This window comes from Mucilaginibacter phenanthrenivorans, from assembly GCF_024721155.1.
GTDB classification, from domain to species: domain Bacteria; phylum Bacteroidota; class Bacteroidia; order Sphingobacteriales; family Sphingobacteriaceae; genus Mucilaginibacter; species Mucilaginibacter phenanthrenivorans.
The window spans coordinates 114,254-134,497 of sequence record NZ_JAHVAP010000005.1 but is presented as its reverse complement, the minus strand read 5'-3'; the positions used below and the strand labels follow the sequence as shown (position 1 = coordinate 134,497).

At 42.2% G+C, this 20,244-nt stretch carries 22 protein-coding genes; all 22 read left to right on the top strand.

Translation table 11 applies throughout. The features are described 5' to 3' along the window. Positions 1–459: 459 nt before the first annotated feature. The 22 genes from KXD93_RS12785 (at position 460) to KXD93_RS12680 (ending at position 20,110) form a co-directional block, all read left to right on the top strand. Positions 460–1,290 carry a MotA/TolQ/ExbB proton channel family protein gene (locus tag KXD93_RS12785; RefSeq protein WP_258137502.1) on the top strand — a complete coding sequence of 277 codons (831 nt, stop codon included), beginning with the start codon at positions 460–462 and terminating at the stop codon, positions 1,288–1,290. A gap of 91 nt (positions 1,291–1,381) precedes the next feature. Then, on the top strand, positions 1,382–2,002 hold the full coding sequence (locus KXD93_RS12780) for an ExbD/TolR family protein (RefSeq protein WP_258137501.1): 621 nt from the start codon (positions 1,382–1,384) through the stop codon (positions 2,000–2,002). Between the two features lie 5 nt (positions 2,003–2,007). Continuing rightward, on the top strand, positions 2,008–2,550 hold the full coding sequence (locus KXD93_RS12775) for an ExbD/TolR family protein (protein WP_258137500.1): 543 nt from the start codon (positions 2,008–2,010) through the stop codon (positions 2,548–2,550). Positions 2,551–2,595: 45 nt separating this feature from the next. After that, complete coding sequence (locus KXD93_RS12770; RefSeq protein WP_258137499.1) at positions 2,596–3,411, top strand: energy transducer TonB; 816 nt, start codon at positions 2,596–2,598, stop codon at positions 3,409–3,411. A gap of 7 nt (positions 3,412–3,418) precedes the next feature. Then, complete coding sequence (locus KXD93_RS12765) at positions 3,419–3,646, top strand: hypothetical protein (RefSeq protein WP_258137498.1); 228 nt, start codon at positions 3,419–3,421, stop codon at positions 3,644–3,646. Further along, positions 3,636–4,550, top strand: a complete 915-nt coding sequence (locus KXD93_RS12760; protein WP_258137497.1) for a PstS family phosphate ABC transporter substrate-binding protein — start codon at positions 3,636–3,638, stop codon at positions 4,548–4,550. The genes KXD93_RS12765 and KXD93_RS12760 overlap by 11 nt, the downstream gene beginning before the upstream one ends. 240 nt (positions 4,551–4,790) lie before the next feature. Then, positions 4,791–6,530 carry a tetratricopeptide repeat protein gene (locus KXD93_RS12755; protein ID WP_258137496.1) on the top strand — a complete coding sequence of 580 codons (1,740 nt, stop codon included), beginning with the start codon at positions 4,791–4,793 and terminating at the stop codon, positions 6,528–6,530. Positions 6,531–6,607: 77 nt separating this feature from the next. Next, a complete protein-coding gene (locus KXD93_RS12750; protein ID WP_258137495.1) occupies positions 6,608–6,979 on the top strand; it encodes an NADH-quinone oxidoreductase subunit A in 372 nt (123 codons plus the stop codon). A 317-nt stretch (positions 6,980–7,296) separates the two neighbouring features. After that, positions 7,297–7,839, top strand: a complete 543-nt coding sequence (locus KXD93_RS12745) for an NADH-quinone oxidoreductase subunit B (protein WP_252788702.1) — start codon at positions 7,297–7,299, stop codon at positions 7,837–7,839. Then, positions 7,839–8,342 (top strand): NADH-quinone oxidoreductase subunit C, encoded by a 504-nt coding sequence (locus KXD93_RS12740; protein WP_258137494.1) that lies wholly within the window; start codon positions 7,839–7,841, stop codon positions 8,340–8,342. The genes KXD93_RS12745 and KXD93_RS12740 overlap by 1 nt, the downstream gene beginning before the upstream one ends. Before the next feature lie 5 nt (positions 8,343–8,347). Then, entirely contained in the window at positions 8,348–9,559 is a 1,212-nt protein-coding gene (locus tag KXD93_RS12735; RefSeq protein ID WP_258137493.1) for an NADH-quinone oxidoreductase subunit D, read from the top strand. Next, positions 9,552–10,076 (top strand): NADH-quinone oxidoreductase subunit NuoE family protein, encoded by a 525-nt coding sequence (locus tag KXD93_RS12730; protein WP_258137492.1) that lies wholly within the window; start codon positions 9,552–9,554, stop codon positions 10,074–10,076. Before KXD93_RS12735 ends, KXD93_RS12730 begins: the two co-directional genes overlap by 8 nt. Next, positions 10,077–10,256, top strand: a complete 180-nt coding sequence (locus KXD93_RS12725) for a hypothetical protein (RefSeq protein WP_258137491.1) — start codon at positions 10,077–10,079, stop codon at positions 10,254–10,256. Positions 10,257–10,262: 6 nt separating this feature from the next. Continuing rightward, positions 10,263–11,627 carry an NADH-quinone oxidoreductase subunit NuoF gene (gene nuoF, locus KXD93_RS12720; protein ID WP_258137490.1) on the top strand — a complete coding sequence of 455 codons (1,365 nt, stop codon included), beginning with the start codon at positions 10,263–10,265 and terminating at the stop codon, positions 11,625–11,627. A 151-nt stretch (positions 11,628–11,778) separates the two neighbouring features. After that, complete coding sequence (locus tag KXD93_RS12715; RefSeq protein ID WP_373417357.1) at positions 11,779–12,774, top strand: NADH-quinone oxidoreductase subunit G; 996 nt, start codon at positions 11,779–11,781, stop codon at positions 12,772–12,774. Then, positions 12,774–13,805: an NADH-quinone oxidoreductase subunit NuoH gene (nuoH, locus tag KXD93_RS12710; RefSeq protein ID WP_258137488.1), complete on the top strand. Its 1,032-nt coding sequence runs from the start codon at positions 12,774–12,776 to the stop codon at positions 13,803–13,805. The genes KXD93_RS12715 and nuoH overlap by 1 nt, the downstream gene beginning before the upstream one ends. Before the next feature lie 10 nt (positions 13,806–13,815). Continuing rightward, positions 13,816–14,313, top strand: a complete 498-nt coding sequence (locus KXD93_RS12705; RefSeq protein ID WP_258137487.1) for a NuoI/complex I 23 kDa subunit family protein — start codon at positions 13,816–13,818, stop codon at positions 14,311–14,313. 61 nt (positions 14,314–14,374) lie between these two features. Further along, entirely contained in the window at positions 14,375–14,872 is a 498-nt protein-coding gene (locus KXD93_RS12700; RefSeq protein WP_258137486.1) for an NADH-quinone oxidoreductase subunit J family protein, read from the top strand. Beyond that, positions 14,872–15,201, top strand: coding sequence for an NADH-quinone oxidoreductase subunit NuoK (gene nuoK / locus KXD93_RS12695; RefSeq protein ID WP_258137485.1), 330 nt, complete (start codon positions 14,872–14,874; stop codon positions 15,199–15,201). Before KXD93_RS12700 ends, nuoK begins: the two co-directional genes overlap by 1 nt. A 119-nt stretch (positions 15,202–15,320) precedes the next feature. Beyond that, positions 15,321–17,234 carry an NADH-quinone oxidoreductase subunit L gene (nuoL, locus tag KXD93_RS12690; RefSeq protein WP_258137484.1) on the top strand — a complete coding sequence of 638 codons (1,914 nt, stop codon included), beginning with the start codon at positions 15,321–15,323 and terminating at the stop codon, positions 17,232–17,234. Between the two features lie 26 nt (positions 17,235–17,260). Next, positions 17,261–18,724, top strand: a complete 1,464-nt coding sequence (locus tag KXD93_RS12685; protein WP_258137483.1) for a complex I subunit 4 family protein — start codon at positions 17,261–17,263, stop codon at positions 18,722–18,724. After that, a complete protein-coding gene (locus KXD93_RS12680) occupies positions 18,725–20,110 on the top strand; it encodes an NADH-quinone oxidoreductase subunit N (protein ID WP_258137482.1) in 1,386 nt (461 codons plus the stop codon). Positions 20,111–20,244 lie beyond the last annotated feature (134 nt).

Sequence of the window (20,244 nt, the reverse complement as noted above, 5' to 3'; positions counted from 1 at the left end):
AATAAAATTTTAACACTTTTAAGTACAGATGATTATAATGTAAAAAGCCCGGGAGGTAAAACCGCTTTGTATTATTATAATGTGTTTTCTTGCAGCAAATAAGCTCGAAAAAAAAAATTTGGTTTTAACCTAAGGTTTTAGTTATATTTACCCTCACGATGCAAATTCACCGGCTCTAAAGGTGTCGGTAACATAATTTTTATAAATTATTGTTTGCTATTATTAAAAAAAATAGGTTTTATTGCAAAATATTATTTGTACAAAACACAATTTTATACTTTTCACGTTATGTATCCACCAATTGTGCATAGTTGGTAAAGCTTAGATTAAAATTTTGTAAAGAATGGCGTAAAATATTTTTTTAATTCATTTAAATTCTATTTTTGTTATTCACATGAATTATTGCATTTAACAAACTTATATTCATAAACTAAAAACTAAAAACTAAAACTAAAAGTAATGGCAAACGCACCAACAAAACCAACTAGTCCTGTTAAAAAAGAAAGTACATCATCAGGCATGTTTGCAACTTTAACTATTCCGATCTGTATCGTAGTTGCAATTTTAATCTACTTCTTTATCCTGGGTCAACCAACTAACTTTGCTGACGGCGATGTAGAAAAAGGAACTGCTGCCAACTTCTTTGGCCAAATCTACAGGGGTGGTAAACTGGTACCAGTAATTATGTCTTACCTGTTAATGGTAATCGTTTTCTCTATCGAGCGTTTTGTTGTTATCGGCAAGGCTTCTGGTACAGGTAACGTTGACGCATTTGTACGTAAAATACAAACTGCCCTTAACGCAGGTAACATTGACGCTGCAAACAGCGAGTGCGACAAACAAAAAGGTTCAGTAGCTAACGTTATTAAAGCCGGTTTGAAAAAATACCGCGAAATGGAATCAGATGAGCTGTTAACCGTTGATCAAAAATCATTAGCTATACAAAAGGACATTGAAGAAGCAACTGCTTTGGAAATGCCAATGTTAGAGCAAAACTTAACTATCATCGCTACTTTAGTATCTATCGGTACATTAACAGGTCTGTTAGGTACAGTATTCGGTATGATCAAGGCGTTCGGCGAGTTAGCTGCTGCAGGTGCAACCAACCAAACTGCACTATCTGCATCTATCTCTGAAGCACTTGTAAATACTGCATTAGGTATCAGTACTTCAGCGCTTTCAATTATAATGTATAACGTATTTACTTCGAAAATTGATAATTTAACTTACGCAATTGACGAAACTGGTTTCAGCATTGTACAAACATTCGGTGCATCACACAAAAAATAATCAACCCGCTGTTGCTTAGTTTTTACCCCGGCCGGATACGGCTGGGGGTAGTATAATCCATTTATACATTTTATATTAAAAACAAAAAATTATGCCAAGAGTAAAAGTTGCCAGGAAAAGCACAGCAATTGATATGACGGCCATGTGTGATGTGGCCTTCCTGTTGCTTACCTTTTTCATATTAACGGCAAAACCGAAGGTTGAAGACCCTTCAAAGGCCGAAGTGCCTGCTTCAATAAAGGAAGTAACCATACCGGATGATAACGTGTTGACGATCTCTGTAGGTAAGCAAAACAAGATGTTCCTTTCCTTCAGTGGTACCGATGTTCGTGCAGAGACTTTGAAATCAATGGGCGAGAAATACAAAGTTGATTTTACGCCTGCTGAAATTAACAGGTTTTCAAATACCGAAGTATTTGGTGTACCAATGAGCCAGTTAAAGCAGTTTTTGGGCACGCCAACCAGCGATCTGAAAAGTTTTGAACAAAGAGGGATTCCTGCCGATACTACAGTTTCTAACGAGTTATCTGACTGGATCCTTACTGCGCGTAAAGCTGATAAGGGCTTACATAACCAGGATTATCATATCGCCATCAAAGGCGACAGGCAGGAACAATACCCGGCCATTAACACGGTTATCGCTATCCTGGGACACCAGAAACAATTTAAGTTTGATTTAATTACGTCGCTTAAAGCGGCACCCAAAAAATAAATGAAATGGCAGAATTAGATACCTCCGGCGGGGGTAAACATAAAGGCGGGAAGGTAAGAAGTAAAAAAGCCTCTACACGTGTCGATTTGACCGCGATGGTGGATTTGGCCTTCTTGCTGATCACATTCTTTATGTTCACCACTACGCTAAACAAACCTAAGGCCATGAATTTGGCCATGCCGGATAACTCGGATACTAAGATCCAGATGCCCGTTGCAGAAACCCGTACAATGACAATTTTATTGGGTGGAAAAAATAAATTAATGTGGTACATGGGACAGGCCGGAAAAACGGCCCCTACTGTTGAAGGTTATGGAGCTACGCAATTACGCAAAACTATAGTTGAAAATCAAAAAAATGTTGCGGCAACACATGCGGCAGGAGACAATGATATGATAGTTTTGATAAAGCCAAGCGATAAATCGACTTATGAAAACCTTGTTAATGTGCTTGACGAAATGAGCATAGCAAATATTAAGAGATATGCCATTGTGAAAATTACGCCTATTGAACTTGATGCGTTAAAGACACAGGGTTTATTGCAATAATATTTGAATTACGTAAACGTTAATTAATACTAAAGCCAAAAAAAAATGTTTGGATCAAAGTTAGACATATTAAACCAGCATTGGATTGATACTGTTTTCACAGATCGTAACAAAGCATACGGCGCCTACGAATTAAGAAAGGACAACGGGAGAAATACCCGTAAGGCCCTTTTGATAGGTGTGGTTGTGTTTGTTGTTGCGATATCTGCGAATACAATTATCGATATGATCTCTGGTATAATCCCCAAAGGGAAAGAGAAAATAAAGATCACCAATGTGGTGCTTTCGCCACCGCCGCCAGATTTGAAAAAACCACCTCCGCCACCTCCGCCTGAGCCGCCTAAACCAAAGGTTGACCAGGTGAAATTCCCGCCTCCGATTGTGAAGCCGGATGTTGAGGTTAAGGAAAAACCGCCAACCATTGAGGAATTGAAAGTTGCCGATCCGGGCCAGAAGAACCTTAAAGGCGACAAGAACGCCGATGTGGTTATTGACGAGCCGGTAGGTACATCTGATCAAAAAGTTACCGAAGAAGATCCGAACAAGATCTTTACCTCGGTAGAAAAAGTTCCGGAATTCCCGGGTGGCATGGAAGGCTTCGGCAGGTACCTTAGTAAGAACATCAGGTATCCGGCAGTAGCCAGGGAAAATGGTACACAAGGCAAGGTTATTGTAAGCTTTGTTTGCGAGCGCGATGGTTCGTTAACAGACGTTCACGTAACCCGCGGTATTGGTGATGGTTGCGATGAGGAAGCGATTCGTGTAATTAAAGCTTCACCGCACTGGTCGCCAGGTATACAAAACGGACGTCCGGTTCGTGTTGCGTACAGCGTGCCAATTTCGTTCACTCTATCAGAATAAACGATTAATGTTATTCAATAATAACGAGCAAAAATCGCCCGCAAGGCGGTTTTTGCTCATTTTAGGTGTCATGGGGTTTATATGTGTAATAACATTGGCCCTGATGGTTATCTTCTGGGACGCCATGCTTCCGAACCTGTCAAAGGTGCAGCGGATTGGCTTTGGCGTAGTGTTGATAGCTTATGGCATTTTACGCTTTTCACGCTTAATCAAAAAAAAGCCAAATGAAGTATAGCTTAAAAAACGCGGGAATCATTTTGGCAGTGCTTGCGCTTTTTGCAAGTTGCAAGCAAAAGGTAAAGACAGTTAATGGTGTTGATCGTTCAACCATATTTATTGTGGACGAATCGTTTAAGCCGATTGTTGACCAGGAGCTTTATGTTTTTGGGGCCTTGTATAAGGATGGTCATCCTAAAATTCGGTACGCTTCCGAAAATGAAGCAGTAAATCTTTTATTTGCTGATAGTACCCGGGTGCTGTTGCTTTCGCGGGAGATGACCCCTGAAGAAACGAAGGTGCTGACTGCGAAAACCATTACGCCTATAGTTAATCGCTTTGCTATTGATGCCGTTACGTTAATTGTAAACCAGGCATCAAACGATACCACAATTACGGTTAGTGATATTAAGAAAATGCTGAATGGCAATACTAAAACTGATAAGGATATCGTTTTTGATAACCCTAACTCAGGTTTGGTAAGGTATTTAAAGGAGCTTTCGGGAAATAAGGATCTGAAACAAAAGAACATTTATTCGCTTAAATCAAACAAGGAAGTTATTAAATACGTGAGTGAACACCCCAATGCCATTGGCATAACCGGTTTTAGCTGGCTGAATGACCCCGAAAAGGATTACGCTGATGCGGTAAATAAAGTGAAGATAGTCTCCGTGATGGACGATGTGAGTAAAAATTCATCAAAAGAATATTTTTCACCATCGCAGCAAACGCTGGCATTGAAGCAATATCCGCTTACGCGCAACCTATATATCCTCAATTTTACCGGTAAACTGGGTTTAGGTATGGAATTTGCAGCGTTTATAGCAGGCGACAGGGGACAAAGGATAATCTTGAAATCAGGGCTGCTTCCTGATTCAATTCCGGGGAGAGAAATAAATATCATATCCAAAATACAACAATAGTTACAAACCAGTGACAGTTTTGTACAAAGTTGTTTAAACTTGTTTAAGAATATTTAGTCAAAAAATTAATATTATTGCAATAAATAACACCTTTGAATGTAATAAATGTTTTAAAACTTGAATTACATAAATAAATAACTAATAATAAATTATTAATTTTATGGGGTTTTTCCCGGCAGCACAACAAAAAGCTGCAGGCAGATAAACTACATTGTCTTTAAAAAAACAAATTTACTCAAGATGAAAATGATCAGTAAAATAGCCGGGGCAGGGCTTGGTTTGATGTTTTTAGGATCATCGGTTTTTGCACAAAGCTTAGCCGACGCAAGGAAGGCTATTGACGCAGAACAATACCAGAAGGCCAAATCGATGCTTAAGAACCTTACAACCACACAGGCAGATAAGGATGAGAACTATTTTTACCTGGGTTGGGTATATTTGAAACAGGATTATACCGATTCGGCAAAGGCCGTTTTTAATAAGGGGCTTGGCGTTAATGCAAAGTCTCCGCTTAACCTTGTAGGGATAGGTGCAGTGGCACACGTTGAAAAGGACAATGCTACCGCAACTTCAAATTTTAACCAGGCGTTGGCATTAGCCGGAAAAAACAGCAAACCTTATTTATATGTAGGCTTAAGCTATTTGTTGCCCGTTAGTGGATCAGCCGCCGGGCCTACCGGATCGAAGGTTACTCCTGCCGACGCAGATGCTGCTATTGCTGTTTTAACAAAAGGCAAGGCTGTTAATGCCAAGGATGCTGAAGTACTAGTTGCTATGGGTGATGCTTACCGCTCACAACTGAAAAGTACAGATGCGTATACCCAATACAGCGCTGCTTTAGCTATCGATCCAAAATCCACATCGGCAAATGTTGCCGAAGGGGTATTATGGCAGTATGCTGAAAACTTCGAGGATTCAAGGAAGCAATTCCAGGCTGCTTTAGCTATTGACGCTAACTATGGTCCGGCTTACCGCGAGTGGGCTGAAACCGACCTGCGTGAGGCACCAAAGGACCCAACTCAATATGATGCAAAAGTTAAATCGGCTGCTGATAACTATAAAAAATATATCAGCCTGACTGATTATTCAACAGAATCGCAAATGCGTTATGCAGACTTTTTGATCAGAGCTAAGGACTATACAACGTTACAGAAAGTTACTACCGATCTTTCTGCGTCAGCCAAAAGTAACCTAAGGGTTTACCGTTATTTAGGTTATGCTGCGTTTGAGAACAAGGACTATCCAACTGCTGAAACAGCGCTAACAAAGTGGATAAGCCAGGCTGGAGCGACACGTTTAATTCCTAATGACTATTTATATCTGGGAAGAACTCAAATTGCCCAAAAGAAAGATTCTTTAGGTGTTCAGTCGTTACGCAAAGCGTTAACTGTTGATACAAATCAGGTTGATGTTTACGGTGAGATTGCCAATTCGCTTTTTGGCTTACATAAATATGCTGAGGCTGCTGAAGCTTACAAAATTTATGGTCAGAAATCGAAACATGCTACCTTACAGGATCATTATAAAGAAGGGTTCAGCTATTTTCAGGCCTTTAAAGGACAGGTGATAGCACAACAGACTGTAAAAACTACAAAAGTAGATACTTCGTATTTGGTTAAGGCTGACTCAGCATTTTCATATGTTGAACGAAAAGCTTCAAAACCAATTGCGGCCATAGTTTTTCTACATGCCGGGGTGAAAGATTTTGAAGAAACAGGCGACAGAAGTGACATTAAAGGTTTAGCAAAACCGTATTACGAACAGTACGTGCAACTGATAACTGCTAAAGCTTCGCAAACTGACGATGATAAAACAAATTTGGCAACAGCTTATGCTTATTTAGGTAACTATGCTGAATATAAAGAAAAGGATTCAGCCAAGGCCCTGGACTTGTATACAAAGGGACAACAAATGGACCCGACTAACCCGCAGGTAAAATATTACTTCGCTACCAAAAAGGGAGCCGGTAAGAGCAAGTAAATAATTTTAATCATAAACAAAGCCTCCTGATTTATCAGGAGGCTTTGTTATTATAATCCCGTTTGTATATTTGCACCATGGAAGTACAAAGTTTGCCCGTTAATTATTTGCCCATCATTTTCCAAATGCTGGTTGCTTTAGGTTTTGTGGTTACCACCATGTTTGTAACCCATAAAATTGGCCCTAAAAGGGTTACCAAGGACAAGCTTACCCCGTTCGAATCGGGTATAGAAGTTGTTGGTAACGCCCGTACCCCAATCTCCATTAAATATTTCCTTGTAGCTATCCTGTTCGTGCTGTTTGATGTGGAAGTTATATTTATGTACCCCTGGGCAGTAAACTTCAGGGAACTTGGTAAGGACGGCATGATAGAGATGTTCATATTTATGGGCACCCTGTTATTAGGCTTTTTCTACGTGATTAAAAAAGGCGCGCTGGATTGGGACTAAATAAGTCCGAAAGTCAGTAAAGTCCGAAAGTCCGGAAGTAGCTGCGTTTGAAGGCGGTGTTATATTATCAAAACAGTAAATAACACAGTACTATATCAAAGTGACGCTAATGACCAATGACTAACTTAGTTTAGAATAATTCTAAATATATTCACCTTGTTGCATAGTGTATCTCTTACATTATAAATTATTGTAAATTTGTAGTGTTTATAGTTTAACTGTAAATGTCTTTAATTCTTGGTCCGGAGCTTTGTTTAATCCGGCTATCTGCTAAAGACAACCGACTCAACAAGGATGGGTTTTGTATCAAATAGATCATGAGTGATATTCAATTAGTTGATGCCCCAGCAGGCGTAGAAGGAGCAGGTTTCTTTGCTACTTCGCTTGATAAAGCCATAGGTTTAGCACGTTCAAATTCATTGTGGCCATTGCCGTTCGCAACTTCTTGCTGCGGAATTGAGTTTATGGCAACAATGGCTTCGCATTATGACCTTTCGAGGTTTGGTGCCGAACGTTTGAGCTTCTCGCCACGCCAGGCCGACCTGCTGATGGTTATGGGCACTATATCAAAAAAAATGGGTCCGGTTTTACGCCAGGTTTACCTGCAAATGGCCGAGCCGCGCTGGGTTATGGCAGTTGGTGCCTGTGCATCAAGCGGGGGTATCTTTGATACCTATTCCGTTTTGCAGGGTATTGACGAGGTGATCCCGGTCGATGTATACGTTCCAGGTTGCCCGCCACGTCCCGAAGCTATCATCGATGGCTTTATGGCAATTCAGAAATTGGTTCAAACTGAAACACTGCGCCGCAGAAATGAGCCGCAATATCAAAAACTCTTAGCTTCATACGGAATACAATAATGGGTAAAATTTCAAACGAAGAGCTTTTAAAGAAGATCAACGACAAGTTCCCTGAGCAACTTACTGTAGTTGGCGAGCCATTCGGCCTGTTAACGCTGGAAACCGGCAGGGAACAAATAATTGCCGTTCTTGATTTTTTAAAGAATGATCCCGCCCTTCAGTTTATATTTTTGACAGATATAACCGCCATACATTATCCTGAACAGGAAAAACAAATTGGGGTGATCTATCACCTGCATAGCCTGGTAAATAATGTGCGCGTCCGCCTTAAGGTATTTTTGGTTGATGGAGATGTAAACATCCCTACAGCTACAGACTTATGGCACGGCGCTAACTGGATGGAACGTGAAACCTACGATTTCTTCGGGGTTAATTTTGTTGGCCATCCTGATTTACGCAGGATCTTGAATGTTGACGATATGACAGCCTTCCCGATGCGCAAGGAATTCCCGTTGGAAGACCCGAACCGTGTTGATAAGAAGGATTACTTTTTTGGAAGATAACAGCAATGCAGAACCATCCGGTATATACAGATAACGATCCGCAAACCGAGTATTCGACCCTCAACTTAGGGCCAACGCATCCGGCAACACATGGTGTATTCCAGAACGTGCTGCAATTGGACGGCGAAAGAATTGTTAGCGGCGTATCAACCATAGGTTACATACACCGTGCCTTTGAAAAAATTGCCGAACACAGGCCGTTTTACCAGATAACCCCATTAACCGACCGTTTAAACTACTGCTCATCACCCATAAACAATATGGGCTGGCACATGACGGTTGAAAAGCTTTTAGGAATTGAAACCCCGAAGCGTGTGGATTACCTGCGTGTAATAGTAATGGAGCTTGCCCGCATCAGCGACCACATCATCTGTAACGGTGTATTGGGTGTTGATACCGGCGCATTCACCGGTTTCCTTTACATGATGGAACACCGTGAGTCGATCTACGAAATATACGAGGAAGTTTGCGGTTCCCGCTTAACAACTAACATAGGTCGTATCGGCGGTTTCGAGCGTAATTTCAACACTATTGCTTTTGCCAAGCTGCGTAAATTTTTAAAGGACTTCCCGGTTACATTAAAGGAGTTTGAATCTTTATTTAACAGGAACAGGATCTTTGTTGACCGTACCAAAGATGTAGCTGCAGTTACTGCCGAGGAAGCATTGAACTATAGCTGGAGCGGCCCGTTATTGCGCGCTGCCGGTGTTGATTATGATGTTAGGGCGATGAACCCATACTCATCATACGAAGATTTTGAATTTGAAGTACCTGTTGGTACCAATGGCGATGTTTACAACCGCTTTTTGGTACGTAACGAAGAAATGTGGCAGAGCCTGCGCATTATAGAGCAAGCTTTAACAAAGCTGGAAAAAGAGCCTACCGATATTTTCCATGCGGACGTACCTGATTTTTACCTGCCTCCGAAGGAGGAAGTTTATAATAACATGGAAGCTTTGATCTATCACTTTAAAATTGTGATGGGCGAAGTGCCAACCCCAACAACCGAGGTTTATCATTCGGTGGAGGGAGCAAATGGCGAATTGGGCTTTTATTTGGTGAACGATGGCGGCAGATCGCCGTACAGGTTGCACTTCCGCAGGCCAAGCTTTATCAATTACCAGATGTACGCGCCGATGAGCCGTGGGATGTTATTATCTGATGCAATTATTAACATGAGTAGTTTAAACGTTATAGCCGGAGAGTTAGATGCTTAGAGTTGACGAACAACAGGCCCCGGTTGATTTTACACCGGAACTGGTAAAACAGTTTGATGAAATAGTAAGCCGTTATCCGGAAGGAAAGCAAAAATCGGCATTGCTGCCTATCCTGCATTTGGTTCAGGCTGAGTATGGCTGGTTAAGCTCAAACGCAATGGATAAGGTTGCTGATTACCTGAAGATCCAGGATATTGAAGTATATGAAGTAGCTACTTTTTACAGCATGTACTTTATGCGCCCTTCGGGCAAATTTGTTTTGGAGGTTTGCCGTACCGGCCCTTGCGGGATAGTTGGCGCCGAAAAAATAATGGATCACATTGAGGAAGCATTAGGGGTAAAGGAAGGCGAAGTTACCGCCGACGGCCTGTTTAGCTGGAGAGGCGTTGAATGCCTTGCAGCGTGCGGTTATGGCCCGGTGTTGCAGATAGGCCCTGAATATACTTTTTATGAAAATTTAACCAACCACAAGGTTGATCAGTTAATTGCGGATTTGAAGGTGAAGGCACGTGGTTAAATGAATAAAACTTTAATTGTAACGGATGCATTGTTTGTTATTACCGTAGTTGTTATAGCATATAACAATGATGGCTTCAATGGAAATCCGTTATTTTTAAACATACTGGTGGGCGTGGCCTTCGCAAGCTGCATCATCAGGCATATAAATTATTACAAGCAGACTAAAAGGATATATTAACAGTAAATGGCACGCAAATTACTATTAGAGCATATCAATGTACCAGGCATCAACACGTTTGATGTTTACCGCTCAAAAGGTGGCTATGCTTCTGTTGAGAAGGCTTTGAAAACTATGACGCCCGACGAGATAGTTGAAGAGGTAAAAAAATCAGGCTTACGCGGTCGTGGTGGTGCCGGTTTCCCTACGGGGATGAAGTGGAGCTTTTTGGCTAAGCCTGAAGGCGTTGCACGTTACCTGGTTTGTAATGCAGATGAGTCGGAACCCGGCACTTTTAAGGATCGTTACCTGATGACTTACATCCCTCACTTATTAATTGAGGGAATGATAGTTGCCAGCTTTGCTTTAGGTGCCAAAACATCATACATCTACGTTCGTGGCGAAATGATGCCGCAGATCAGGATCCTGGAAAGAGCCATCGCGGAAGCAAAAGCAAAAGGATTTCTTGGTAAAAATATTTTAAGCACCGGTTACGACCTGGAGCTGTACGTGCAGCCGGGTGGCGGCGCTTACATTTGCGGTGAGGAAACTGCCCTGCTTGAATCGCTGGAAGGCAAACGCGGTAACCCGCGCATTAAGCCGCCATTCCCGGCTATTGCTGGTTTGTATGGCTGCCCTACAGTAGTAAACAATGTTGAATCTATCGCTGCCGTTGTGCCTATCATTAATGAAGGTGCCGATGAGTATGCCAAAATAGGTATAGGCCGCAGTACAGGTACCAAATTGATTTCTGCCGGTGGTAATGTTAAGAACCCTGGTGTATACGAAATTGACCTTGGCCTTCCGGTTGAAGAATTTTTATACAGTGAAGAATATTGCGGTGGTATTGCCAACGGCAAACGCTTAAAGGCGGTTGTTGCAGGTGGATCATCTGTGCCGATTCTTCCTGCTAACCTGTTCCTGAAAACAATCAATAACGAACCACGCCTGATGAGCTATGAATCATTGGCTGATGGTGGTTTTGTTAGCGGTACCATGTTAGGTTCGGGCGGATTTATAGCTTACGACGAAGACCAGTGCATTGTGCGTAACACCTGGAACTTTACCCGTTTTTATCACCACGAAAGCTGCGGACAATGTTCGCCATGCCGTGAGGGTACCGGCTGGATGGAGAAGGTGCTGCACCGTTTGGAGCATGGTCACGGTAAAATGAGCGACATGGACCTGTTGGTTGATGTATCTAAAAAAATTGAAGGTAATACCATTTGTCCGCTGGGTGACGCAGCAGCATGGCCGGTGGCCAGTGCGATCCGCCATTTCAGGGATGAGTTTGAATGGCACGTAACCAATGGCGCCGAAGCGGTAACAAGAAATTTCGGACTGGCACATTATGCCGATCCGTTACCGAAGAAGGAAGAGCCGGTAGCGTAAGTTACGCAATGCTTTACCTCCTGTCATTGCGAGGAACGAAGCAACCGCGAACTGTACAGGGCGAATAGCTAAGCATCCGACGAGGTTGCCGCGCTACGCTCGCAATGACAAAGCGAAATAAAAAGACAAGTTTGACTATATATAAATGTCAATGAAAGTAACAATAGATGGCATTGCCATTGATGTAGAACCGGGAACAACCATACTTAATGCTGCAAGGCAGATAGGTGGCGATATTGTTCCGCCTGCTATGTGCTATTACTCAAAGCTGAAGGATAGCGGCGGTAAATGCCGTACCTGTTTGGTAAAGGTGAGCAAAGGATCGGAAAAGGACCCGCGCCCTATGCCTAAGCTGGTAGCGTCATGCCGTACCACGGTAATGGATGGGATGGAAGTACAGAATATCACTTCGCCGGAAGTTATTGAGGCGCGTAAAGGCATCGTTGAAATATTATTATTAAACCACCCGCTGGATTGCCCAATTTGCGACCAGGCAGGTGAGTGCGACTTACAAAACCTTGGTTTTGAACACGGCGCAGCTAAAACCCGTTACGAGTTTGACCGCCGTACTTTTGAAAAAATAGATATTGGCGATAAGATTCAGCTGCACATGACGCGCTGTATCCTGTGCTACCGTTGCGTATTCACCGCCGATCAAATTACTGATCACCGTATTCATGGGATTCTTAACCGCGGCGACCACTCTGAAATTTCGACCTACATTACAGCAGCAGTTGACAACGATTTCTCTGGAAACGTAATTGATGTATGCCCGGTAGGTGCGTTAACTGATAAAACCTTCCGCTTCAAAAATCGTGTTTGGTTTACCAAGCCTGTTGATGCACATCGTGATTGCGATCACGAAAAATGCAACGGCAAAGTGACACTTTGGTACAAAGGCGAAGAAGTATTGCGTGTAACAGCACGTAAGGATGTATATGGCGAGGTTGAAGAATTCATCTGCAACACCTGCCGCTTTGATAAAAAGAAAACATCTGACTGGGTAATTGACGGGCCGCGCCACATTTCTAATAAATCGGTTATCAATGCCAATCATTATGATTTTGTGCCACTGCCGGTTGTTAAAACCAACCCGGTATTGATAGAGGCAAATAAGGAACAATTTGAACGAGACACACGCTTATAATGGAAGTTGCAGATATAGTAATTAAGTTTGTACTGATAGTGATCATATTCGCTATCAGCCTGGTTGTCGCCATGTATTCTACCTATGCTGAACGTAAAATTGCAGCGTTTTTCCAGGATAGGATTGGCCCTAACCGTGCCGGTCCATGGGGCATTTTACAACCACTGGCCGATGGTGGCAAGATGTTCTTAAAAGAAGAAATTATTCCAACAAATGCAAGCCCGTTCCTGTTTATAGCGGGTCCTTCATTGGCAATTTTAACCGCTTGTATCGGTTCGGCTGTTATTCCCTGGGGGCAAACAATTACCATTGGTACACACGTTGTTCCCTTGCAAGTTACAGATATCAATGTAGGTATCTTATATATCTTCGGCGTAGTATCATTAGGTGTATACGGCGTAATGATAGGCGGCTGGGCATCAAACAACAAATATTCGTTGTTAGGAGCCATCCGCGCGGCATCGCAAAATATCAGCTACGAAATTTCAATGGGTCTTTCTATCATCGCATTATTGATGGTGACAGGCACATTAAGTCTTAAAGAAATTGCCGAACAACAGCATGGCTGGCACTGGAACGTGCTTTATCAGCCGGTGGGTTTTATCCTGTTCATTGTGTGTGCTTTTGCTGAAACCAACCGTACACCGTTCGATTTGCCTGAGTGCGAAACCGAATTGGTAGGTGGTTATCACACCGAGTATTCTTCAATGAAGTTAGGCTTTTACCTGTTTGCCGAATACATCAACATGTTCATCTCATCGGCTGTAATGGCTACCCTTTATTGGGGTGGTTATAACTATCCGGGTATGGATTGGGTATTGGCGCACACCGGGCCAACAATTGCCCCTTTGCTTGGGGTAGCGGTAATGTTTACCAAGGTATTTTTATTCATTTTCTTCTTTATGTGGGTGCGCTGGACGATCCCCCGCTTCCGTTATGATCAATTAATGGATCTGGGCTGGAAGATTTTGATACCACTGGCCATTGCCAACATAATAGCAACAGGAATTTGGATTACATTTATAAAATAGAAGGGTACAGATGGAACCGTTAAGTAATAAACGTAAGTTAATTGAATCAAAGCCGCTTAATTTCCTGGAGCGTGCTTACCTGCCTGCAATTGCGCAAGGCCTGGCAATTACTATGAAACACTTTTTCAGGAAGCCTGTAACCATCAGCTATCCTGAAGAAAAGCGCGAATATTCTGAGAATTTCCGTGGCCTGCATTCGCTTAAACGCGATGAGAATGGTAAGGAACGTTGTACAGCCTGTGGTCTTTGTGCGTTATCATGCCCGGCAGAAGCCATTACCATGATAGCCGCCGAGCGCCAGAAGGGCGAGGAACATTTATATCGGGAGGAAAAATATGCTGCAGTGTATGAAATTAACATGCTGCGCTGTATTTTTTGCGGATTGTGCGAGGAAGCATGCCCGAAGGAAGCCATTTACTTAGATGGGCCACATGTGGAATCAGACTATCTAAGAAAAGATTTTATTTACGGTAAAGACAAATTAGTAGAAGCTCCCTTAAATCAATAAAGAAGTTTTATACCTTTGCCCTGCTCTTTTATAGGGGTAAAGGTATTTTGAAATATAAACCATGAGTACATTTTACTTCATCGCATTTTTGTCTGTATTTTTTTCAATACTGGTTATTACCGCAAAAAATCCTGTACACAGTATTTTATACCTTATTCTTACCTTTTTTACATTCACCGTCCATTATATTTTAATGAATGCCCAGTTTTTGGCCGTCGTTAACTTTATAGTTTACATGGGGGCAATCCTGGTGTTGTTTTTATACACGCTGATGCTCATCAACCTGAATAAGGAATCGGAGCCGCGCAAATCGAACCTGGTTAAAATAGTCGGAGTTATTGCCGGGGCTTGTTTTTTAGCTGTGATAGTTGCTGCAACGAAAACATTAGGCACATCCCAGCCGGTTGTACTGAATAACCCGGGACTTGGTTTGGTAAAAAACCTCGGAAAGATATTGTTTAACGAATATTTACTGCCATTTGAAATATCGTCAGTATTGCTGTTATCGGCAATGGTGGGCGCGGTATTGCTGGCAACTAAAGACACCAAGACAGCATAATGGAAACATTAACCAAAACTATACAAGGCGTACCGCTTAACCATTACATATTGTTATGTTCTATCATTTTTTCGATAGGGGTTATCGGTGTATTGATCCGCCGCAATGCAATCGTAATATTTATGTCGGTTGAGTTGATGTTGAACTCTGTAAACCTGCTGTTAACTGCCTTTTCTGTTTACAGGGGCGATGCAACAGGGCAGGTGTTCGTGTTCTTCGTTATGGCGCTGGCGGCAGCCGAAGTAGCAGTAGGACTGGCCATCATCGTGATGATCTATCGTAACACAAATTCGGTAGACATTAATGTGCTGAACAGGCTGAAATGGTAAGACGCAGCCCCCCGGCCCCCTAAAGGGGGAGTGAGGATGCAATAGAATTTAAGTTTAATAAATAACAATATATAAAAGCTTCGTTCCCCCTTTAGGGGGTTAGGGGGCAAAAGGTGCATATGGACAAATATATCTGGCTTATTCCTATTTTACCGTTGGCCGGTTTTATTATTAACGGTATTGGCCGCAATACCTTATCAAAGGCTGTTGTTGGTTTTATCGGCAGCTTAATGGTATTAATTTCTTTTGGTATAAGCGTGGCGGTTTTCTTCCAGGTAAAAGCTGCAGGAAGCGAATTCCACGGATTTAATGTTTCTCTTTTTAACTGGTTCTCGGCAGGTAGCGTAAAAATTTCGTTTTCCTTTTTGATAGATCAGCTGAGTGCCATAATGCTGTTAATTATAACGGGCGTAGGCTTTTTGATCCACCTGTACTCTGTGGGTTATATGAAGGACGATGCAGGTTTTGCCAAATTCTTCGCTTATTTAAACCTGTTTATCTTCTTCATGCTTTTGCTGGTGATGGGATCAAACTACCTGATCATGTTCATTGGTTGGGAAGGGGTAGGGCTTTGCTCATACCTGCTTATCGGTTTCTGGTATACCAATCCTGATTATGCCGACGCGGCTAAGAAGGCATTCATCATGAACAGGATCGGTGACCTTGGTTTTATAATTGCCATATTCCTCATCATGGTTGTTTTCGGCAGTGCCAACTTTGCCGATGTATTTAAATTAGCGAGCACAAAGGATTTTGCCTCGGCTCCGTTTACCTTAATTACCATCCTGTTGTTTGTTGGAGCGGTAGGTAAATCGGCACAGTTGCCATTATTTACCTGGCTGCCAGATGCGATGGCCGGTCCGACACCTGTTTCTGCCTTGATCCACGCTGCAACCATGGTTACAGCAGGCGTTTATATGATAGCCCGTTCAAACATCTTGTTCACGCTTGCGCCGGTTACTATGCACATTGTTGCGGTAGTTGGTTTAACAACAGCGGTAATAGCAGCACTGATTGCTTTAACACAAACAGATATTAAGAAAGTACTGGCATATTCAACTGTATCACAGTTAGGCTATATGTTTCTAGGCTTAGGGGTTGGCGCTTACACCGGTGCCTTCTTTCACGTATTAACACACGCATTCTTTAAGGCCTTATTATTCCTGGGTGCAGGTTCTGTCATTCACGCAATGAGCAACGAACAGGATATGCGTAACATGGGTGGTTTAAAAGGGAAACTGAAAATAACCTTTATTACGATGCTTATCGGTACGCTGGCAATCTCGGGAATTCCGCCGTTTGCAGGTTTCTTCTCCAAAGATGAGATCCTGGCGCACACCTTCATGCACAGTACACCTATGTACGTTATAGGTGTGATAACAGCTATGTTCACCGCATTTTACATGTTCAGGATGCTGTTCCTCACTTTTTATGGAAAATTCCGCGGAACGCACGAGCAGGAACATCATTTGCATGAGTCGCCGCCATCAATGACCATTCCTTTAGTTGTATTGGCTATTTTATCAATAGTTGGCGGTTTTATCGGAAGGCCTGAGTCATTAGGAGGGCATCACTGGTTGGAGCATTTCCTTGCCCCTGTATTTGCAAAATCGGCTCCGCTGCTTGTAACACCTGAATTGTCAAACAGCACAGAAATTACCCTGATGTGTATATCAGTTGGTGCAGCGGTGCTGGCAATTTTATATGCTTATTTCAAGTACATTAAGAACGCACACGTTCCTGTTACAGATACAGAAGAACGCCCTGCATTGGTTGACATCTCATACCATAAATTTTACATAGATGAGTTGTATGATACCATTATCCGCAAGCCGCTTGATGCCCTGTCGGTATTCTTCTACAAGGTGATCGATAAGATGGGAATCGACGGTATTGTTAATGGACTTGGCAGGGGAACAGTTGATGCAAGTAAAGGCTTACGCCTGTTGCAAACGGGCAACGTGGGGTTCTATATTTTTATGATGGTGGTGGGCATCATCTCCATTTTGATGTATATTTTATTTAAAGCATAAAGAACGATTAACGTTTACAACATAAAATGACGGTTAGTATTTTAATTTTTTTACCGGTAATTGCGGCCCTTGCTGTTTTATTGTTTAAAAACGATGCAGCTAAGCATGCGGCGTTAACTTTTTCTGTTGCCGAACTGGCAGTAGCACTTTTCTTCTTATCCAAATTTATTCCCAATGCCGATGTTCAGTTTGCAATTGATGTTCCCTGGATAGCTAAAATGGGTATTTACTTTAATGCAGGCATCGATGGGATCAGCATGATGATGGTGTTGTTGACCACAGTGCTTGTTCCGCTTATAATTTTAACCACCTACAAACATCAATATAAAAACGCAGGTGCGTTTTACGCGCTGATCCTGTTTATGCAAGCCGGCTTGCTGGTTGTATTTACTGCGCTCGACGGATTTTTATTTTATGTGGGATGGGAAGCCGCTTTGATCCCTATCTACTTCATTTGTTCATTATGGGGTGGTGAAAACAGGATCAGGATCACGCTTAAGTTTTTTATTTATACATTTTCGGGCTCGTTGTTTATGCTGGTAGGTATTATTTACCTGTATCTGCAAACGCCGTCAAAAACATACGACCTGTTCCAGTTTTATAATTTGGCTCTTGATGCACACCACCAGGTGTTCGTTTTCTGGGCGTTCTTTTTAGCTTTTGCCATCAAGATGCCGTTGTTTCCACTACACACCTGGCAGCCGGACACTTATACTGAAGCGCCGTCTGCGGGTACCATGTTACTATCCGGCATTATGCTTAAAATGGGGATCTATGGTGTTATCCGCTGGATGATCCCGAATGCTCCGCTTGGTTTTTTCCAATGGCAAAGCATGACCATTATGCTTGCTGTAATCGGTATCGGTTACGCATCTATTATTGCATTTAAACAAAACGATGGTAAGCGCTTGGTGGCTTATTCGTCAATAGCGCACGTTGGCCTTATAGCCGCGGGTATTTTTGTATGGAACATTGAAGGCTTGCAAGGCGCCATGATCCAAATGCTATCTCACGGCATAAACGTTATAGGGATGTTCTTTATCTGGGATATTATCACCAGGCGTTTAGGCACCAGGGAAATCAGCAGCCTCGGCGGTATAGCTAAGGTAGCGCCCAAGTTTGCAATAGCATTTTTGATTATTGTGCTTGGAACCGTTGCCCTGCCTTTAACCAATGGCTTTGTTGGTGAATTCCTTCTGCTAAGCAGTGTTTTTCAATGGAACATATATATGGTAACCGCTGCAGGCTTAACCATGATATTCGGCGCTGTTTATATGCTACGCATGTATAAGAAGGTTATGCATGGCGAAACTAATGCGTTAACAATTACTTTTACTGATATAAGCGGATCAGAAACACTTGTGCTTTCTATCATTTGTGCCTTAATAATAATAATGGGTATTTATCCTCAGCCAATTCTTCATATTTCTGAGGCTTCGGTTACCCACCTGTTTAATATAGTGAATCCTAAATTTCCGCAACTAAAATAAATGAATACGTTAATTATCATATCCGTTTTACCTCTGGTGCTTTTGTACCTGGGTTTATACAAAGCTCAAAAAGCTTTGTTACCGGTTACTATTATTGGTTTACTTTTAGCTTTAGGTTGCGCCATCTCACAATGGAATGATAACGCAGTACCTATTTATCACGGCATGATGCTGTTTGATAATTTCTCGATAATGTTTTCAGGGATCACTATTGTATCAACTATATTGATCATATTCCTCTCAAGGGGGTATTTTGAAAGGATCAGCAATCACATTGCCGAGTATTATGCCATTATATTGTTCTCGCTGGCAGGCATTATAGTTATGGTTTCGTTCCATAATTTAACCATGCTGTTTATAGGTATCGAGATCATGTCAGTTAGCCTGTATATTTTAGCCGGAATAAAAAAGAGCGATTTTGCATCAAACGAAGCTGCCTTGAAATATTTCTTGATGGGCGCTTTTTCGACAGGGTTTTTGTTATTTGGTATTGCATTAATTTACGGTTCATCAGGCTCATTCAACCTGGAAGCTATAAGCAGCTGGGTTTTGGATCATCCGCATGTAAAGGATATTACGCCTATGTTCTATACAGGCGTTCTGTTAATTATTGTTGGCCTTTGCTTTAAGGTAGGCGCGGCCCCATTCCATTTCTGGACGCCGGACGTATACGAAGGTTCGCCAACGCTTATTACTGCGTTCATGTCTACAGTAGTGAAAACAGCAGGCTTTGCTGCATTTTTACGCTTGTTCTCTGCGTGTTTTGCGCCGCTTTCAGCTTTTTGGGTGCCGGTGCTATTGGTAATAACTGTAATAACCTTGTTTATAGGTAATATAACTGCATTGTATCAGCACAGCTTTAAGCGGATGCTTGCATTTTCAAGTATCTCTCACGCGGGTTACCTGTTATTTGCTATTGTTGCTTTAGGTGCAAGTTCAGGGAGTTCAGTGGCCGTATATGCTACTGCTTATTCCATTGCATCAATTATAGCGTTTGGTGCTTTGATTCTTGTTCAGCAGCAATCCGGCAGCGACAACTTCGAGAGCTTTAACGGGCTTTCGAAAAAGAATCCATTTCTTGCATTGGTGGTAACAATTGCCATGCTGTCGTTAGCTGGAATTCCCCTGACCGCTGGTTTTATCGGTAAGTTTTTTATGTTCTCAACAGCATTAAAGCAATACCAGGTGTGGTTGGTTGTTTTAGCGGTTGTTAATGCAATTATCAGCATCTTCTATTACTTCAGGGTAATTGTTGCCATGTACTTCCGCGATGCAGAGCGAGCTGAACTTACAATCCCGGTGTATTACAAATTTGTATTAGGGCTGTCGGCGTTGATCACTATCCTTATCGGCGTTTACCCGGATGTAATTTCGAAGTTCTTTTAGGACCTGGGCATTAGTTCTGGCGCCATTGGTTAAGCGAAGATATATACGGTTACTTCATGAGTTTACGATGAAAAAGACGGCTTCAAACTCTGAAACTTTAATCTGTAACACAACTATTACAAATTGATTTTATA

Coding starts and splice junctions, on each gene's coding strand:
- KXD93_RS12780 (WP_258137501.1), top strand. CDS start 1,382: ATGCCAAGAGTAAAAGTTGCCAGGAAAAGCACAGCAATTGATATGACG.
- KXD93_RS12785 (WP_258137502.1), top strand. CDS start 460: ATGGCAAACGCACCAACAAAACCAACTAGTCCTGTTAAAAAAGAAAGT.
- KXD93_RS12755 (WP_258137496.1), top strand. CDS start 4,791: ATGAAAATGATCAGTAAAATAGCCGGGGCAGGGCTTGGTTTGATGTTT.
- KXD93_RS12750 (WP_258137495.1), top strand. CDS start 6,608: ATGGAAGTACAAAGTTTGCCCGTTAATTATTTGCCCATCATTTTCCAA.
- nuoK (WP_258137485.1), top strand. CDS start 14,872: ATGGAAACATTAACCAAAACTATACAAGGCGTACCGCTTAACCATTAC.
- nuoL (WP_258137484.1), top strand. CDS start 15,321: ATGGACAAATATATCTGGCTTATTCCTATTTTACCGTTGGCCGGTTTT.
- KXD93_RS12740 (WP_258137494.1), top strand. CDS start 7,839: ATGGGTAAAATTTCAAACGAAGAGCTTTTAAAGAAGATCAACGACAAG.
- KXD93_RS12760 (WP_258137497.1), top strand. CDS start 3,636: ATGAAGTATAGCTTAAAAAACGCGGGAATCATTTTGGCAGTGCTTGCG.
- KXD93_RS12685 (WP_258137483.1), top strand. CDS start 17,261: ATGACGGTTAGTATTTTAATTTTTTTACCGGTAATTGCGGCCCTTGCT.
- KXD93_RS12700 (WP_258137486.1), top strand. CDS start 14,375: ATGAGTACATTTTACTTCATCGCATTTTTGTCTGTATTTTTTTCAATA.
- KXD93_RS12715 (WP_373417357.1), top strand. CDS start 11,779: ATGAAAGTAACAATAGATGGCATTGCCATTGATGTAGAACCGGGAACA.
- KXD93_RS12680 (WP_258137482.1), top strand. CDS start 18,725: ATGAATACGTTAATTATCATATCCGTTTTACCTCTGGTGCTTTTGTAC.
- KXD93_RS12745 (WP_252788702.1), top strand. CDS start 7,297: ATGAGTGATATTCAATTAGTTGATGCCCCAGCAGGCGTAGAAGGAGCA.
- KXD93_RS12705 (WP_258137487.1), top strand. CDS start 13,816: ATGGAACCGTTAAGTAATAAACGTAAGTTAATTGAATCAAAGCCGCTT.
- KXD93_RS12735 (WP_258137493.1), top strand. CDS start 8,348: ATGCAGAACCATCCGGTATATACAGATAACGATCCGCAAACCGAGTAT.
- KXD93_RS12730 (WP_258137492.1), top strand. CDS start 9,552: ATGCTTAGAGTTGACGAACAACAGGCCCCGGTTGATTTTACACCGGAA.
- KXD93_RS12725 (WP_258137491.1), top strand. CDS start 10,077: ATGAATAAAACTTTAATTGTAACGGATGCATTGTTTGTTATTACCGTA.
- KXD93_RS12770 (WP_258137499.1), top strand. CDS start 2,596: ATGTTTGGATCAAAGTTAGACATATTAAACCAGCATTGGATTGATACT.
- nuoH (WP_258137488.1), top strand. CDS start 12,774: ATGGAAGTTGCAGATATAGTAATTAAGTTTGTACTGATAGTGATCATA.
- nuoF (WP_258137490.1), top strand. CDS start 10,263: ATGGCACGCAAATTACTATTAGAGCATATCAATGTACCAGGCATCAAC.
- KXD93_RS12765 (WP_258137498.1), top strand. CDS start 3,419: ATGTTATTCAATAATAACGAGCAAAAATCGCCCGCAAGGCGGTTTTTG.
- KXD93_RS12775 (WP_258137500.1), top strand. CDS start 2,008: ATGGCAGAATTAGATACCTCCGGCGGGGGTAAACATAAAGGCGGGAAG.